At 52.3% G+C, this 14053-nt stretch carries 16 protein-coding genes and 2 pseudogenes; 7 read left to right on the top strand and 11 right to left on the bottom strand.

The window, feature by feature from the left end:
- Positions 1-21: 21 nt before the first annotated feature.
- Complete coding sequence (locus tag ASE80_RS14540) at positions 22-375, bottom strand: hypothetical protein (protein ID WP_056859533.1); 354 nt, start codon at positions 373-375, stop codon at positions 22-24.
- The gene (locus tag ASE80_RS14535; RefSeq protein ID WP_056859532.1) at positions 376-1350 is read right to left on the bottom strand and encodes a hypothetical protein; all 975 of its coding nucleotides are present in this window, start codon (positions 1348-1350) and stop codon (positions 376-378) included.
- A 303-nt stretch (positions 1351-1653) separates the two neighbouring features.
- Here ASE80_RS14535 and ASE80_RS14530 point away from each other — a divergent pair, with 303 nt between their 5' ends.
- On the top strand, positions 1654-2169 hold the full coding sequence (locus ASE80_RS14530; protein ID WP_056859531.1) for a hypothetical protein: 516 nt from the start codon (positions 1654-1656) through the stop codon (positions 2167-2169).
- 37 nt (positions 2170-2206) lie between these two features.
- Here the strand turns inward: ASE80_RS14530 and ASE80_RS14525 are convergent, their stop codons facing one another.
- Positions 2207-2581: a tautomerase family protein gene (locus ASE80_RS14525; protein ID WP_056859530.1), complete on the bottom strand. Its 375-nt coding sequence runs from the start codon at positions 2579-2581 to the stop codon at positions 2207-2209.
- A 6-nt stretch (positions 2582-2587) separates the two neighbouring features.
- On the bottom strand, positions 2588-2923 hold the full coding sequence (locus ASE80_RS14520; RefSeq protein WP_056859529.1) for a carboxymuconolactone decarboxylase family protein: 336 nt from the start codon (positions 2921-2923) through the stop codon (positions 2588-2590).
- A gap of 110 nt (positions 2924-3033) precedes the next feature.
- Here ASE80_RS14520 and ASE80_RS14515 point away from each other — a divergent pair, with 110 nt between their 5' ends.
- From ASE80_RS14515 to ASE80_RS14505, 4 genes and pseudogenes are all read left to right on the top strand, one after another.
- Positions 3034-3921 (top strand): LysR substrate-binding domain-containing protein, encoded by an 888-nt coding sequence (locus ASE80_RS14515; RefSeq protein WP_056859528.1) that lies wholly within the window; start codon positions 3034-3036, stop codon positions 3919-3921.
- A 15-nt stretch (positions 3922-3936) separates the two neighbouring features.
- Positions 3937-4032: pseudogene (locus ASE80_RS31845) on the top strand (transposase domain-containing protein); the annotation flags it as partial.
- 56 nt (positions 4033-4088) lie between these two features.
- Positions 4089-4466, top strand: coding sequence for a DUF6678 family protein (locus ASE80_RS14510; RefSeq protein WP_056859527.1), 378 nt, complete (start codon positions 4089-4091; stop codon positions 4464-4466).
- Positions 4467-4545: 79 nt separating this feature from the next.
- The gene (locus ASE80_RS14505) at positions 4546-4947 is read left to right on the top strand and encodes a hypothetical protein (RefSeq protein ID WP_056859526.1); all 402 of its coding nucleotides are present in this window, start codon (positions 4546-4548) and stop codon (positions 4945-4947) included.
- Positions 4948-5141: 194 nt separating this feature from the next.
- On the opposite strand, the gene ASE80_RS14500 is transcribed toward ASE80_RS14505, so the two are convergent.
- Together ASE80_RS14500 and ASE80_RS14495 are read right to left on the bottom strand one after the other, a co-directional pair.
- Complete coding sequence (locus tag ASE80_RS14500; RefSeq protein ID WP_056859525.1) at positions 5142-5708, bottom strand: DUF6630 family protein; 567 nt, start codon at positions 5706-5708, stop codon at positions 5142-5144.
- A 154-nt stretch (positions 5709-5862) separates the two neighbouring features.
- Entirely contained in the window at positions 5863-6174 is a 312-nt protein-coding gene (locus tag ASE80_RS14495; protein WP_056859524.1) for a hypothetical protein, read from the bottom strand.
- 602 nt (positions 6175-6776) lie between these two features.
- On the opposite strand from ASE80_RS14495, the gene ASE80_RS14490 reads away from it, so the two are divergent.
- Positions 6777-7070 carry a hypothetical protein gene (locus ASE80_RS14490; protein ID WP_056859523.1) on the top strand — a complete coding sequence of 98 codons (294 nt, stop codon included), beginning with the start codon at positions 6777-6779 and terminating at the stop codon, positions 7068-7070.
- Between the two features lie 259 nt (positions 7071-7329).
- Positions 7330-7443: pseudogene (locus ASE80_RS31430) on the top strand (Mg chelatase-like protein); the annotation flags it as partial.
- 15 nt (positions 7444-7458) lie between these two features.
- Here ASE80_RS31430 and ASE80_RS14485 read toward each other — a convergent pair.
- The 5 genes from ASE80_RS14485 to ASE80_RS14465 form a co-directional block, all read right to left on the bottom strand.
- The gene (locus ASE80_RS14485; protein WP_056859522.1) at positions 7459-8673 is read right to left on the bottom strand and encodes an aldose 1-epimerase family protein; all 1215 of its coding nucleotides are present in this window, start codon (positions 8671-8673) and stop codon (positions 7459-7461) included.
- A gap of 214 nt (positions 8674-8887) precedes the next feature.
- Entirely contained in the window at positions 8888-9922 is a 1035-nt protein-coding gene (locus ASE80_RS14480) for a GGDEF domain-containing response regulator (RefSeq protein ID WP_056859521.1), read from the bottom strand.
- Between the two features lie 289 nt (positions 9923-10211).
- Positions 10212-12821, bottom strand: a complete 2610-nt coding sequence (locus tag ASE80_RS14475) for an AAA family ATPase (protein ID WP_056859520.1) — start codon at positions 12819-12821, stop codon at positions 10212-10214.
- Between the two features lie 252 nt (positions 12822-13073).
- Positions 13074-13379: a hypothetical protein gene (locus tag ASE80_RS14470; RefSeq protein WP_039011496.1), complete on the bottom strand. Its 306-nt coding sequence runs from the start codon at positions 13377-13379 to the stop codon at positions 13074-13076.
- Between the two features lie 212 nt (positions 13380-13591).
- Positions 13592-14053 (bottom strand): hypothetical protein (locus tag ASE80_RS14465; RefSeq protein WP_056859519.1); only part of this gene is annotated, 462 nt, incomplete at its 5' end.

The following is a 14053-nucleotide window of genomic DNA, read 5'->3' as shown; positions in this document are numbered from 1 at the left end:
CACATCCCGGAGAAATTAGCGTTATATCAATAGCCAACTGATACACATGACGGTAACGGACGTGAAAGCAACCAGTGTCGGTATGACCATCCAGTACTTGAGATATCGCGGGATATTTTCAACGTCCTCAACTCGTACTAAACGCCTCCATTGAAATATTCTTGGAGCAAGAATGATGATAGCCATGGCAACCAGCCGCTGAGGCCTTCCATCAAAAGGGGCATGACGAAAAATACCCCTGTGCACAGCGATGTAAGCGCTGCCCTCCACATAGCGCTCTGCAGCGTCGAGCTTTTTGAACATGGCACATGAAAACAGCGGGAAGCTTAATATCATGACGATCCCAGCGCCCATGCCGATATATTCAAAGACCATTTAATCCCCCACCGTCCTATAGAGAAATTTCCCTGTGCCTTCTCCCAAAACGCTGCGGGCTTTACCTACAGCAAATCCGCCTGCGGCACCGCCGACAATGGCGCATGCCAACGCTCCGGCACCTGCTGTGGGTATGCCAAAAACAATCATGCAGGCGCCGACACCGATAGGCGCCCCAAATATCCCGCCCACAGATGCACCACCCACCCCCAACACCAACTTACCCCCTTCAACATACGTCGCCTGCGTACACTCTTGCTCACGCCCTGTGGAACACGCCTCCGTTATCTCCAACGCCGTCGCCCCAACATCCAACGCTATGCCAATGTAAGTCCCCTTCTTCAATATTTGCGAGGCCTTGGCCAAACGCTTAACCCTTTCCTCATACCCCCGAATTTCCCCGTATTGCCAGTAGCTTTTACTGGAAATCCCCAGCATCTTTTTAATCGAACCTTCGTTTCGTAACCCCGTACCAAAGCGCGCCATGCCCGAGATTTGGCTATCCAACTTGGCAAACAGCGCCCTTCGCTTAACCAAAAACTCCTCCCTTGCCCCAGTGGTGCCTTTGCTCAAGTACTGCTTATGCAAACTCTCGATTTCGATAAGGGTCTTCTCAACTTGCGCCAGATGCTTGCTCCATGCACTGCTGGCAGTGCCGGTGCCAAGGGACGAATAAGTCAAGATGGCCTGCACCTGATCATAGTTTTTGATCAGGAACTGGTCAGTTGCGGAATACGCCAACAGGGCGAGCTTTATATTTTGTGCCGAGCGCATAAGCTGTGCCTCTTCAGCGGTGCAAGCGGCGGTTCGGCTATCTTCAATGATCACCAATTGCCCAGGCAACACCACCGTGTTGCGGATGTGCTGATTGAGGATGTCGAATTTGGTCTGCGTACGCGGATCAAGCGCCAAGCTTAGTTTAAGCAATGGATAGGGCTGGGGTCGTTCATTGATAAATGCGTAGGGTCCCTGCATGCGTGCACCTCCAAGTGACTGAGGCGCACGACTATAAGAAGGCGCTACAGCGGAGGTAAGACGTGTATAGGGATGGTTCTAGCGTTTCAGAAATGAACTACTTCACTCTAAGTGCATGCCTACGCACTGGACGCTCCGGGGCTTCACGGCATAGTCATTAAGGAGCTGAAAAATTAATAACCCAAGGGCAATTCACCGTTATTTCAAACCTGGCCAGACGCCTATTCTTCGCACTTATTGCTTGACTCATTCTGATTGATCAGGTCTGTTAACGCCGCCTCTACCGCCATTAATAAGGACATTATGAAGCCTCTTTACCTGTGTACCGTTCTGCTGCTTGCAGGCTGCGCCCCAGCGCCCAAATACCTTGTGCCTGCGGGGGCGCCCCAGGCGATGATCCGCAGTGAATTGGTGTCGATGGAAAATTATCGAAACAACGTGACGCTGGTCCAGGCGCCAGCCATCGGCTGCAAATACGGCAGAACCGTGGCGACTGAGTCGGGGATAGGGAAGCAGTTGGTTTCCGTTTCTGAGAACGTCTCGACGCCGGAGGGTTATTTCCCGATTGAAGCCGGCAAGCCTATGCATTTGGAAATGCGCGGCATGGCCAATGCCCATCGCTCGTGCAGCGTATCGTTTATCAGCGAATTTGCGCCGGGCGCACGCTATGTGATTAAAGGCGGGATTGCCGACGTCCCAGGCTCGCTGAGCCGTTGTTACATCGACATATTCAATGTCGATACGGGCGTGCGCGTGCCCACGGCCAAAGAGCCGAAAATAGAACGTACTTGTGCGTTGGATCAGTTACCGACGTTCTAGCGTAAAAGCGGGGTCATGACCCCGTTTTACTTAAAGCCTAGTTCCCCCGCCCTCCCCCAAACGACCACTCATCACCGGCCGTGGTGGTGATCACCACCATCACGTCCTCCGCGTTCAGCCCCGTCGCCCGCCCCAGTTTCTCGACCAGATCACGGTAAAAATGCTGTTTCGTCGTAACACTTCGAGCACGGCCGGCAGTAATCGCGATCAGCACAAAGTCATGGCTACGCGGCCCACCCAGGTAGTGGGGATCGAATATCAGCTCGCCGACCTCATGTTGGTGAATGACCTGGAAGCGATCTGCCTTCGGTACTTCGAAGCTCTCGACCAGGGCGTCGTGCAACCCCTGAGACAACGCCTGTAAATACTCGGCTGACTTGCCTCGGTGCAGCGAAATTCGTGCAAACGGCATCAGCGCTTACTCCTGACATTCTGAAAGGCCAACCTGTAGTTCGCTCAGCACCTTCAGCGCCGAAGCGGCCGTCGGCCAACCTGAATAAAACGCCAGATGGGTGATGACTTCGGCCAGTTCGTCGGCACTCACGCCGTTATCCAGCGCTCGTTGCAAATGAAACGGCAGTTGCTCAAGACGGTACATCGCCACCAGCGCAGCCACCGTCACCAAACTGCGTTCACGGGGCTTGAGTTGCGTACGCGTCCACATGTCGCCGAACAATATGTTGTCGGTCAACTCGGCAAACTTCTGCGGATAGTTGCCCTGGGACTCTCCCCCAGTGGCCATAGCTGTATTCATGATGTTTTCCCCTTCGATGTCCCGATCTGAAGGATGAAAATTATCAAGTCGCAACCCTTCCGAATATCAGATTTAATAGCATCCACCATCCGGAATTAGTGGACTATTGAATGCGCCGCCCCACCTTCGATCTTGATGTATTGCGCACCTTCGTCACGGGTGTGGAATTCAACAGCTTTGCCAAAGCTGCAGATCGTCTTGGTCGGTCGACGTCTGCCGTGAGTGCTCAGTTGAAGAAACTTGAGGAGCAGATAGGCACGCCGGTACTGGCTAAATCCGGTCGCGGGCTGGTCTTGACCCCCGCAGGCGAAACACTGCTGAGCCATGCCCGCCGGTTACTGGAGTTGAACGACAGCATTTTCCACAGCGTGCATCAAAGCCAGACCGCCGGAACCCTGCGCCTGGGGCTTCAAGAGGACTTCGGGGAACATTTCCTGAGCGATATCCTGCGACGCTTCGTACAGACGTACCCGAGGGTGAGCCTCGAAGTCAGGATCGCCCGTAATGAGGAACTGCTGACGCTGGTCGAAAGTGCAGCCCTGGACCTGGCCCTGACCTGGGACACCGGGCACCTGTCGCCCTATGCCACGCGCCTGGGCGAAACACAGATGCACTGGATCGGGCCGCGCGATACGCCATTGCCGACGGCCGCTGACGACTCACCGCTGCCCTTGATAATGTTCGACGCGCCTTGCGTACTTCGCAGCGCCGCCACCCAGGCGCTGGACGCCGCGCAAATACCTTGGCGCATCGCCCTCACCAGCCCCAGCGTGGCGGGTATCTGGGCGGCCGTCGCTGCCGGACTGGGCGTGACGCTGCGTACTCGCATTGGGTTGCCGAGCCATCTGAGTGTGGTTTCTGGTTTACCCGCCGTACCGAGTCTTGGTTATGTGCTGCACAGCGGTGGCGGCGAGCCCACTGCGGCGGCCCAGCAATTGGCTGGTTTGATCGAAGCAGGCCTGCAGGAACAGGCATTTCGTTTTACGGTTGCGACATAATTGAAAATGCGTAATCCGTTTGCGTACTTGAAGGACGTTCTTACACGCCTACCGACGTAGCGGGCGAGCGAGATTACTGAGTTGCTGCCACACAGGTGGGCGCCTGTTTAATCGCGGAAGGTGTGTTGGGTTAGACTGTACTCACTTCATACAATTACGCGAATCTTATGCATCAACTGCCTGAACTCGACGAGGTTACAAAAGCGAAAATTCGCAGGCTGCTGACTGCGGGCATGATTTATCCCGTCATGAACTACACCAAATGGGCTGAGCTGATCAAAGCAATGATTAACACCCCGCAAATGAAGCCAGAGTTCAGATTGCACAGTGTCTTAGCTCCAAGCGATTACTGCACAGATTGGGATCGAGAATGGCATTACCACATCCATCCGGTAGCAGAAATTGAGTGGATCGAACTCAGAGCGGTCTCACTCGATTGGCTACTTTCCACGCTAAGAAAGCACAACCTTCCCTTCTCTCTAGAGGATGGGGTGCCACGCGTTTGGGGTTATACCAGACCTAGCATGCAGCATCTTTGGGACTGAGTTCCTGAGGTTTCGCCTAGGCAGCAAACTTATGCTAGATGACTTTGCCGGACGCATTCAAAATTCTGACAAGTGAGCGATGTTCAAAGAATATGAGTTGTTTCTGCATTCATGCGGCTCTGAAGACTACTGGTCGGATGAAGGCATTGATGTTGCCGGTGCTCAGGTCTCTGAATTCACCGCGTCTGACTGGTACGAACTTGAATCCGCCATTGGCGTGAAGCCTGATGTGTGGCTGGGCCGATGTGCCGAATCGCTCACCGATTGCAATGATGTACACGCGTTGCAGATACTGTTAAGGCTGCTTGAAGCGAAAGAGGAATCGGTGGTCATTCATGCGCTTGAGTCAATCGATGCGCTCTTTTTAGCCGGTTACATACGGAACGTGAGCCCTGTCATCACGGCCTTGAACGAAAGGGTTGATGCTTACACTCGGACCCTGGAATTGATGGTGGCTACCTTGATCAGGAAGCTCAAATAACGAACGACGGATGTATTGCCCGGACGGTTACGAAACAGCTACGAAAGGGGATGTAATACCGCAGCCTACTTGGTCGACCGTGGCCATGTGGCCGGTATGTACCATTGAATAGCAATGGGCAAAGTAACCGTTGTCGGGCCATGCGTGAAAACACGAATGCCCGCTTGTAGCCGATAGCGATCAGCCAACTTGTCTCAATAGGGATCGAGCCCTGCGTCGATGCCAGCCTGCTTAGCCAGCTCGATCAGGTTTTCGACGCAATCTTGCTCAATGATGCAACCCACATAATCGGCGCCGCCTGTATCCACATGCAGAAAGCGCTTCCCGAACCCGGTCAGCCATTGATCGAAATCGATCAGCACTTGCATCAGTGCTGGCGTCTCTTCCAGCGTGTAGGCATAAATCTGGTCAATACCGCTGGCTTCAACCAGTTTCGGTGCCAGGTACTTGAAATCATCGAAGCCGTCCACGTCCACGGCCATGAGAACCATATTATTGAGTAACTGGCCTTTCTCAGCGTCCAAAAGACCACTGACCAACGCGGTGACCGGGTCTTCACCTAGGTTGTAATAGCGCGACACCCTTCTCACGAGACGAGCACGTTCCTTTTCAGGCTGCCGCGCCAACAGGGCCTGGGTGAACGTTCTCAGTTGCGCACCGAATGGATAAAGCTCACGCATAATCGCGGCATCGCTCAACCGTGGTTCATCTGGTGGGGGTTGTGTGAAGCGATCGCCGAACAATCGACTGAACAAGCCCATCGCCGTTTGTTCTCCTTGGTGGGTGAAGCTTCTGGCGCGAAGCTTACCCCAGCGGCTCGATGACGGCGAATAGGGTCAGGGTTGATATCTACTCAGTCTACGTGTGGCAGCAATCGACCCAGAGCGGCCTCTCAGTGAGCTAAAACTGAGATTGTCAATCGTCAAACAGAGTCCAGCCATGGCAAATGCCGTCAAAGTCTTTCGCCGTAAAAAATAATACAAGTTCCTCTGGGTCAAATTTTGTGTATAGCCAGTGCCCAGGAAGAGGGCCTCTCGTTATCACGTATTCCAAGCGGTACTTTTGAACAACTGCAGAACTGAGAGAATCTGAATTCAATTCAAATCTGTCACCTTGATTGAGCGCCCAGAGCTTTCCAACAAGGCTAGCGTCAAGTACCACCTCTTCAGCTATCTCCATCAGATGCCGTGTATGCAGTTTTTTTTGAAGCCTAACGCTTCTAGCCATGGATCAACCTACCTATAAACAGTCCGAAGATCGGCAAAATAATACTGGAACGCGGAGATGACCGCTTTGTGGCTATTTCAGCCGATTCCGACAGGCAGCTATTGGCCGTTTGCTGCCGTTCACGTTCGACGGCTCTCAGCTATTGGCGTCCGGTTACACTAGAAGCAAGTCGACCAATTTCTACCAGCTATGCACGTAGCCCTGCTAGGGGCTCCCGCTGCAAACGACTGAGCAGGCCGAACGCGCATGGCTGCGCAGGCCTGTGAACCTAGCCAAATCTTCCTGACCTAGGGATGGAAAAGTTAATGACTGAGGTTGATACATCCTCTCAGTTGCACCCTGGCTAACCACACCTTATAGTTCGCCCCGTCGCCAGCCATGGCCAGCGACAGGGTTTCGCAGCCCTAAAAACTATTACCAGTACCGTCAAACCCGACGCAGCCGATTCACAGCTGTGTCTCGTTTTATGGCGGTTGTGCGTGGGAGACCTTCGGGTCTGCCGGGTCTGGTAATAGTCCTCCGGTCTGCGAACCCGCGCACAGCTGCCACCCGTTTGTTTCGCAGCAAAAGGTGGCAATTTTTCTTTTTTAAGGACTATTACCATGACTACTCAACACCCGCCCCGCCGCTTCACCCCCATGTCCCAAACCGCAACTGAATACCCTGTCCTGCTCATCGACAGCGACGCCCCGCTCAGCGAGCTGCACGCCTGCGCCAGCGAGCGTCTCAATGCGGCCCTCGCCTACCTGCACTTGATGGCCTGTTCCAATGTGTCGGACTACGCCGAGCATGATGTTAATACCGTCGCCAATACCGCGCGGATCATGATCCAGGATGTGTCGGATGTGTTTACGGTGATGGAGCGACGCGGGTTTGATGTGCCTGCTGTGAGTTGATGTGATGTGAGCTGTGAGGAAACCCGCTTTGGCGGGTTTTCTGGTTTTTGTGGGGCTGGAAATGGGGGGTTGATCCAGCCTTGTTGGTGGCTGTGCCGCCGCCTTCGCTGCCTCGCTGGGGCTCGAGAGCTCCCACAGTTTGAAGTGTGCTCATCACCGGTTTGGCGTATTTTTGGGGGCTCAGCTTCGCCATCCGATGCGTGCCGATCATTGTATGTCGCGAGAGGCCGTTTTCCGCCTAAAGCCGGCAGTGTCTGAATCATTGCGAGCAGCCCATCGACTGCTCAAGTTCACGCGCTCTCTGGCGGACCTTGAACAAGCCAACAGAATCAGACGCGAACACTTGGCCGAAGGGCCGCAATATCGGCCGACAATGCCCCAGCCGGTGTCACTCCTTGGTCAGATCAACCAACGGCGTCTGCCGCACCTCAGTCTCCCGCCCATCCTGAATCTCGCTCACCTGCTTCAAGGCCTTATCCACCGCCGCCTTATCCGCTAACAAGCTGTAGCTGATGCGGAACTGCTTGTGTTCCTTGGGCCCAATTGTCGGTACCAGGTTCAGTGGCCGCTGGTAGCGGCGGTTGTAGGAAAAACTTGTCCCTGGCTCCAGCCCCGTGACATAGCCCTGGCCTTGGGTATCGGTGTTTTTCCACAGGGAAAACACGGGCAGTGTCTGGGTATTGAAGCCGACCGCAACGCCCAGGCTGCCGGCCTTGTTATGCAACACGGTCAACGTATCGCCCTTGGCATCGGCATACGGCACCACGTTGTACACCGTTTCGTCGTAGTCCTTGGTCGGTGCGCGGTAGGTTTGCCAGTCGGGCAGATCGCCCTTGGCCTTGTCGTTGAACGGCGACACCTGTTTTACCGGCGCGGCGAAACGAGCGCCCTGCTCCAGGAACGGGGTGCTGAAGTTGCTGTGATACAGCGCCTGGTATTCCTTCGGATAGTCGCCGTTGTTGGTCAGGGTGTCGTTGAGGGCGAACACGACGCTGCCGGGTTCGGTGACCAGTTCGGTGGCGACCGAGAAGTCGACCTTCTTGAACGCCTGCTCTTTCAATTCACCGCGCAGGGTGATGGCGTACGGTGGTTTTTCATCGATATGCAGGGTGACTTTGTTCGCAGGAATGTTGGCGGCCCGACCGTGCAGGGTCAGCAGTTCGCCGTTGTCGACGCCGGGGTGGCCGACCCATTCGTATCCGCAGCGGGCGACCAGTTCATTGAAACCTTCCAACCAGCCCAGACCACCGCGGCCATTGAGTTCGATGAAGGACGGATTGACCACTTCCTTGACCGGAGAATCCCAGCCCATGCGCACACTGCCGACCGAGGCCTGCAAGACGTTCATGCCGCGAGTCGGCACTACCGAGAGTTTCATGGTGCCGTTATCAATGTCGACGATGCTGACGCCCTCCTGCCGACCGCCGTGCAAGGTGCGCAGGGTAACGCTGAAGGGCTTGTCGGTTTTTATTCCGAGTTGCTGGCTGGTGATCTGCCAGCTCTGAGCGGCTTTGTCGGTGTCGAGCAGAACGTAATCCCAGGCCATGGCGTGGGAGGCAGCGGAGAGTGCGCTGAGGGCAACGAAGAGTTTGAGCGGGGTCATGGCGGCAGCCTTTCTTGGAGTTGTGCCATTTTTATAAACTTGATGAAACGTTTCAGCAAGCTAAAAAATTGACTTTATTCCGACGAGGTTGGCAGCGGGCAGTGGGCGTAAGGCAAGAAACGGTAATGTCGTTGATAGCCGCTTGCGGCCCTTCGTTACGGTCAGCAATCGGCCAAAAGCAGCCATTCGCACGCTTGTATAAAAAGTCTTAGATTCACATTTCCTTATAAACGGCTATCTGGTTACGGCCACGGCCCTTCGCCAGATATAGTCCCTTGTCAGCGAGTTCGATCAGCATTTTGCTGCTTTCAGAACTTATCGGTGAAAAAGTAGCGAGCCCAATGCTAACTGTAACTACCGAATCAGTATTTGGTGAGCAGTGCGGTATATTTAATAACTCCACATTCTCGCGTAGTTTTTCCGCAATGACTTCGGCCTCATCTGACGATACTCCTGGCAAGATTGCTGCGAATTCTTCTCCCCCGTATCGCGCTGGCAAATAACTCTCATTGGTTATCGAGTCCCGCACTGCAGACGCAACACTTTTTAATGCCTCATCGCCAGCCAAATGCCCAAAGCGATCGTTGAACAGCTTGAAGAAGTCGACGTCAATCATCAATAAAGATATCTCTAAATGTTCATTACGCACCCGCCGCCACTCGCGCTCTAAAAACTCGTCAAAATGCCTACGATTCGAAAGCTCAGTTAAACCGTCAAAATTTATCAGTCTTTGCAACTTATTGTTTGCAATTTGCAAAACTAGATTTGTATCTAATAGCTGCTGCTGACTAACTCTTAAGGCGCGATATGTGCGATCTAGTTGTGTTGTGGTATTAAAGGATCGGGAGTGATATCGAAGGCGAGCCGCAAGCTCTATGGGGTCCGGCAACTTAACTATATAGTCGCTATAGCCAACTTCAAAGGCGCGACTCTTTGTTACTGGATCTTCTTTAGTGGACAAGGCAATTATAGGTATATTTCGAGTGCTTTGGTTTTCTTTATATGCTTTTATTAAGGAAAAGCCGTCAACTCCTGGCATGACTAGATCTTGAAGAATCACCGTAGGTTTTATTTTCTCGGCCTCAATAACGGCTTGCATCGCATCAGCGCAGTAATGAAACTCTATATCGCTTTCACCGGCTAGGTTACGGCGTACGGCCTCGCCAATCATTGGTAAGTCATCAACTACCAGAACTATTACGGTGTCGATATCGGTATTCAATAACAGTTGACCTGGTATTTCATCCATTTCGCGCCTCGCTTAACATTTCATAGACTGCCTGAAAAACAATGTGCCGTTCACTAGCTATGAATCGACCACAGTTTAGTAGATTTTTTGAATATCTGCTTATGGCCGATTCCTGCCCGCTGTGACCTGCAAAGAGCTGCGGAGTGAGGTCTGCCGGCAGTATCAATACGATCTGTCCCTGATTGTTTCAGCGGCACGGGGGTGCAACCCGTCCGAGCTGATCATAGATGCGGGGTTCTAAATCAAAGAATTTCGGTGATGCCCGGCTTACGCCGGGCTTATGAAGCAATCACGCTTCGGCGGGTTTAGCACGATATTTATTGACGTTATCTACTAATAGTTGAATAGATGCAACATCCGTCTTGATTTCTTCCAATCCCGCTACTGGCATGTCTTTATTCATAGCCTGAAGATGCGCCTCCGTCATCCTATGGCCCTTTTTCCACAAAATTACAATATCATCAGCGTCTTGCTTTCGAAGCCCCGTAATCTTATGCAAATTCCCGACACCAACCATGTCACTAAACCTAGTAATAACTCCATTTAATACGACATCCTCTACGACCTTCTCTACGGTCGCACGTATGTCGCTATAAAGAATTCGCACATCTCGAACTAATTCTTCGCCTGGATAAACGGGCCATGGCTCCATTTTTTTTACTCGAGCTTCAAGCTGGCGAATCCGTTCTTTATATCCAGTTTTATCCCACGGCAATCCCTGCTTGACTACTCCAGCAGCATCTCCCACCCATTCTAAATGGTGAACAAGGTGAGGAATCACTTTCGCCTCCCCTAGCGAATCGATTAATTCACTCAGAAAGGATATATCATGCGTCAAAACAATCACCTGCCTAAAAGCAGCTTCCTCAACTAATCGTCGAGCAACTTGACGTCGCCTCACATGATCAAGAGACGATACGGGATCATCAAATATAATCCCACCTCGATGATCCGAAAGTTTAAGTTCCGCTAAAAATGCTCCAAGCGAAACCGCTCGTTGTTCACCTTCACTCAGAACTTGCTCTATTTTTTTTGCAGCAGGCAGATCGAGCAACAACGTGAATTTTACGGTGCCGCGATCAACTCTTTCCTTGAGTTTGGTTTTTATATGCCCGATACCCAGTTTGATAAACTCCTCATCGAGAGCTTTCCTCAAGGAGTCGGTAATTATTTTCCCCGCTATATCTTTAGATTTCGCTGAAATAGCTCTAGGATTCAATTGCCCCTTACACCCATCAAGCTTGGCACGATAGACAATACGACCATGAAGGGCCAGCACAGCCTCAACTATCAGAGCAAGAGCTGCACGAGACTTCAGCTCGGCTAGCTCATTTGATAGCTTTTTGAGCTTTTCGGGATTCGACGCCTTCTTATAGAATCTGGCTTTCCAAAGTTTAATGGCTGCAACTTTACGCAGTTCACTAACAGGACTAGCATCCAGGTCTGGGACGTCGTCCAAATTTACAGAGCGGGCCGCTTTCAACATCCATGCTTTGTAGCCATTAATTTGATCTTGATAATTCTTAAGTCGGTCGACCAACCCTTCTGCCTCTCCCTCGAGCTCTACTGCCAGGGCTTGACTAAAGCCGAAATCTAAACTTGAGCGATCTATCTGATCCAGAACATCATCAAGCGCTGTTTTTTTCTCCGAAGCAAGCTTAGTTGCATTTTCTTTTATAAAATCGTTGAACCGACGCATTCTTCCTGCGGCTGGTTCTACCGATTGTTGACAGAGCACACAGACAGCCTCTTCCGCACAATTAGGGAAGTCATGGCCTGGATACGCAACACTTGTAGAGTACTTCTGCGCAGCAAGAAACAATTCTTTCCAAATAGCTTCACCAGAGCCCGGCAAGAGATCATCTTCGACCCTAAGCGCTCGTGCAGCAGCATCCACGCCCTCTGTAGCATCGTACGACTCTTTAACCAAACGCTTAAGCTTATCTAAGGCCTTCTCCGTCGTGTACTTCTCTTTCTTCAGAATTGTTTCTGCAAGATTTTTGATGTGAGCGGCAGAAGTCTTCAAACTTTGGTATTTCAATATGGGATCAGGCTCTGCTATCGCTAACTCCAGATTACTGAGCCTGTCTCGCTCTTCCTGCGAAAGCGCGCCCAGACGGACAATATTCTCCCTACTTGTCTTTTCTCCAAAATTTTCGAGCAACCTGCCGACGGCAGTTTCTTTATTAAAACCGGCAAGAATGTCGAGCGAGACGTCAATTCCCTTCAACTCGTCATTCATTAAGGCTAAGACCTCTGGCACAACCTTACTTGCCAAAGCCTCAACCACGTCTAATCCCCTCGGAAGGTACGCTGCATCGCCCTCTATTAGGTAGGCGCTCGCGCAAGAGGTATCGAATACACTCACATAAGAAAGCTGTGGAGGGGGCACCGAGCCACTTGTCCAATGAAACGTCTGAGCTACCCCGTTCAACGACGCGGTGAACGTCGCCTTAGGTTTACCGGCGCCCACCGCCGCTTTGGTGACATCACCGAGTATCTCACCGCCCCTGTCTCGAGCACGGCAGGCATGTTTCAATACTCGCGCATAACCAGACTTCCCGGCGCCATTACCGCCATAAATCACGGTCACGCCCTTCTCCTCAAAGGAAAGGACTTGGCCTGGCATAATTCTATTGACGTTTTCCAAATCACTCATCGACTTGAGCGTGACGCTTAATGCCGCCTCACCACCGGCGGGTATGTGATCGGCACTGAGCGGGTTTGCCTGAAGACCGTCCACGACTTCAATGTCGTTTTCATGCTTCAGAAGCGCGTAAAAATCACGGAAATCCTGAGGGCCCAATTGCTCATTGAGCAGCAGCCTTCTGGCTGCATCTCGAAGCCAAAGAGATAGGTCTTTTTCCGACCAGAGCAGTACGTCATTCAATATCGACATGATTCCTCCATGAACAGCTTGATGCACTAGGCCAACAGCTGGCCAATCGACATTACCAACCGTTCCGAGGATGCAGCCCCTGAAGAGAAATAGCTAGCTGAGCGAGCGCGCCTTCCACCAGTTCCCAAAAGGGTTTATCAGTTCAGACTGAGTCGTCATGCATTTTATAGACACGCTCGAATGACTGCTTCTGGCCGATAGCCGTCTTCCGCTCCGACGATGGCGCGTCCTGTTCTACTCTCCGATCAGACCTCATGCCCTCCAGCTCAAGGGCATTTCGAACACTTTGGCAAGCCGAGCCAGCTTCTCGGCAGATCTGGCTGAGATAGCGAGAGGGGGCTCCTTGATCATGTAGAACAGATGATCGAGTGCGACACCCGCTTCGCCGTGCGCGATGTAGTCCAGAACGATTTCCGCCCCATTCTCAAGACCTGACTGTGCCAGTGGATGATCATCAGGCAAGGGGCCAAGCTGCGCATATTCAGCGGACATCAGTGTAGAGACCTCATCCAGCACTTCGAGGAGATCTTCACGCAGATCGGGACTCAGCTGATTCATATCACCTCAATCCAAGTCGTCATATGCTCAGTTTGTACCACCATTTGCCGAAGAGTCGCAGCGCTGACTCCATGACGGACAGCTTTCGACCCAATGTGGATACTGCAGCTTAAAAGCAACCTTAATCGCCGCACCAGCTTGACCAGCGAGCAAAGCTATCTCAGAGTTGATGACAACCTCGCTCCAAGACAATTTGGTTGCGACGCACACTATTAAATACAGCTCACAGTAGCGCCCCCGAGTTCGGTTTTGACCCAAGCAAGGGTACCCCCTAAGGCAGCCATCGTGACTGGGATAGAGATATACCGGCTTCCGTCCGTCACTCGCATGCCGCCACGACGACATTCGAAGTGAACGGCCAGTCGTTCGTAGGTCTCAATGTCAATGCCATGCACGACGACGAAATAGCTTAAGCAATCATCTTGGTTCACTGTAGTGATCATATTTTTACAGCCTACCTCGCAGGCCAACTCGTCATTGGTGTCATAGCAGATAAATTCCGCTTTTGGCCCACTTCTGCCAGTGTCGACCGGCTGTATTGGGTCGTTTTCTTCCATCTCGCGACGGGCCGAAGACGACCCAAAGCCGACATAACTCCGTGCATTATCGTTTTTCCACAACAACCACATAATCGGAGAAGTCGACATCACCCACCCCGTCGCTACATTCCAACG

The sequence above is a fragment of the Pseudomonas sp. Leaf15 genome (genome assembly GCF_001421425.1).
Classification (GTDB): Bacteria; Pseudomonadota; Gammaproteobacteria; order Pseudomonadales; family Pseudomonadaceae; genus Aquipseudomonas; species Aquipseudomonas salomonii.
The sequence above is the reverse complement of the archived record's forward strand: the minus strand, read 5'-3'. Positions and strand labels throughout refer to the sequence as shown.

Excerpts from the sequence above, each read along its gene's own strand:
- ASE80_RS14475 (WP_056859520.1), bottom strand. The coding sequence starts at position 12,821 with ATGTCGATATTGAATGACGTACTGCTCTGGTCGGAAAAAGACCTATCT.
- ASE80_RS14495 (WP_056859524.1), bottom strand. The coding sequence starts at position 6,174 with ATGGCTAGAAGCGTTAGGCTTCAAAAAAAACTGCATACACGGCATCTG.
- ASE80_RS14535 (WP_056859532.1), bottom strand. The coding sequence starts at position 1,350 with ATGCAGGGACCCTACGCATTTATCAATGAACGACCCCAGCCCTATCCA.
- ASE80_RS14510 (WP_056859527.1), top strand. The coding sequence starts at position 4,089 with ATGCATCAACTGCCTGAACTCGACGAGGTTACAAAAGCGAAAATTCGC.
- ASE80_RS14540 (WP_056859533.1), bottom strand. The coding sequence starts at position 375 with ATGGTCTTTGAATATATCGGCATGGGCGCTGGGATCGTCATGATATTA.
- ASE80_RS14500 (WP_056859525.1), bottom strand. The coding sequence starts at position 5,708 with ATGGGCTTGTTCAGTCGATTGTTCGGCGATCGCTTCACACAACCCCCA.
- ASE80_RS14525 (WP_056859530.1), bottom strand. The coding sequence starts at position 2,581 with ATGCCGTTTGCACGAATTTCGCTGCACCGAGGCAAGTCAGCCGAGTAT.
- ASE80_RS14480 (WP_056859521.1), bottom strand. The coding sequence starts at position 9,922 with ATGGATGAAATACCAGGTCAACTGTTATTGAATACCGATATCGACACC.
- ASE80_RS14520 (WP_056859529.1), bottom strand. The coding sequence starts at position 2,923 with ATGAATACAGCTATGGCCACTGGGGGAGAGTCCCAGGGCAACTATCCG.
- ASE80_RS14505 (WP_056859526.1), top strand. The coding sequence starts at position 4,546 with ATGTTCAAAGAATATGAGTTGTTTCTGCATTCATGCGGCTCTGAAGAC.
- ASE80_RS14490 (WP_056859523.1), top strand. The coding sequence starts at position 6,777 with ATGACTACTCAACACCCGCCCCGCCGCTTCACCCCCATGTCCCAAACC.
- ASE80_RS14470 (WP_039011496.1), bottom strand. The coding sequence starts at position 13,379 with ATGAATCAGCTGAGTCCCGATCTGCGTGAAGATCTCCTCGAAGTGCTG.
- ASE80_RS14485 (WP_056859522.1), bottom strand. The coding sequence starts at position 8,673 with ATGACCCCGCTCAAACTCTTCGTTGCCCTCAGCGCACTCTCCGCTGCC.
- ASE80_RS14530 (WP_056859531.1), top strand. The coding sequence starts at position 1,654 with ATGAAGCCTCTTTACCTGTGTACCGTTCTGCTGCTTGCAGGCTGCGCC.
- ASE80_RS14515 (WP_056859528.1), top strand. The coding sequence starts at position 3,034 with ATGCGCCGCCCCACCTTCGATCTTGATGTATTGCGCACCTTCGTCACG.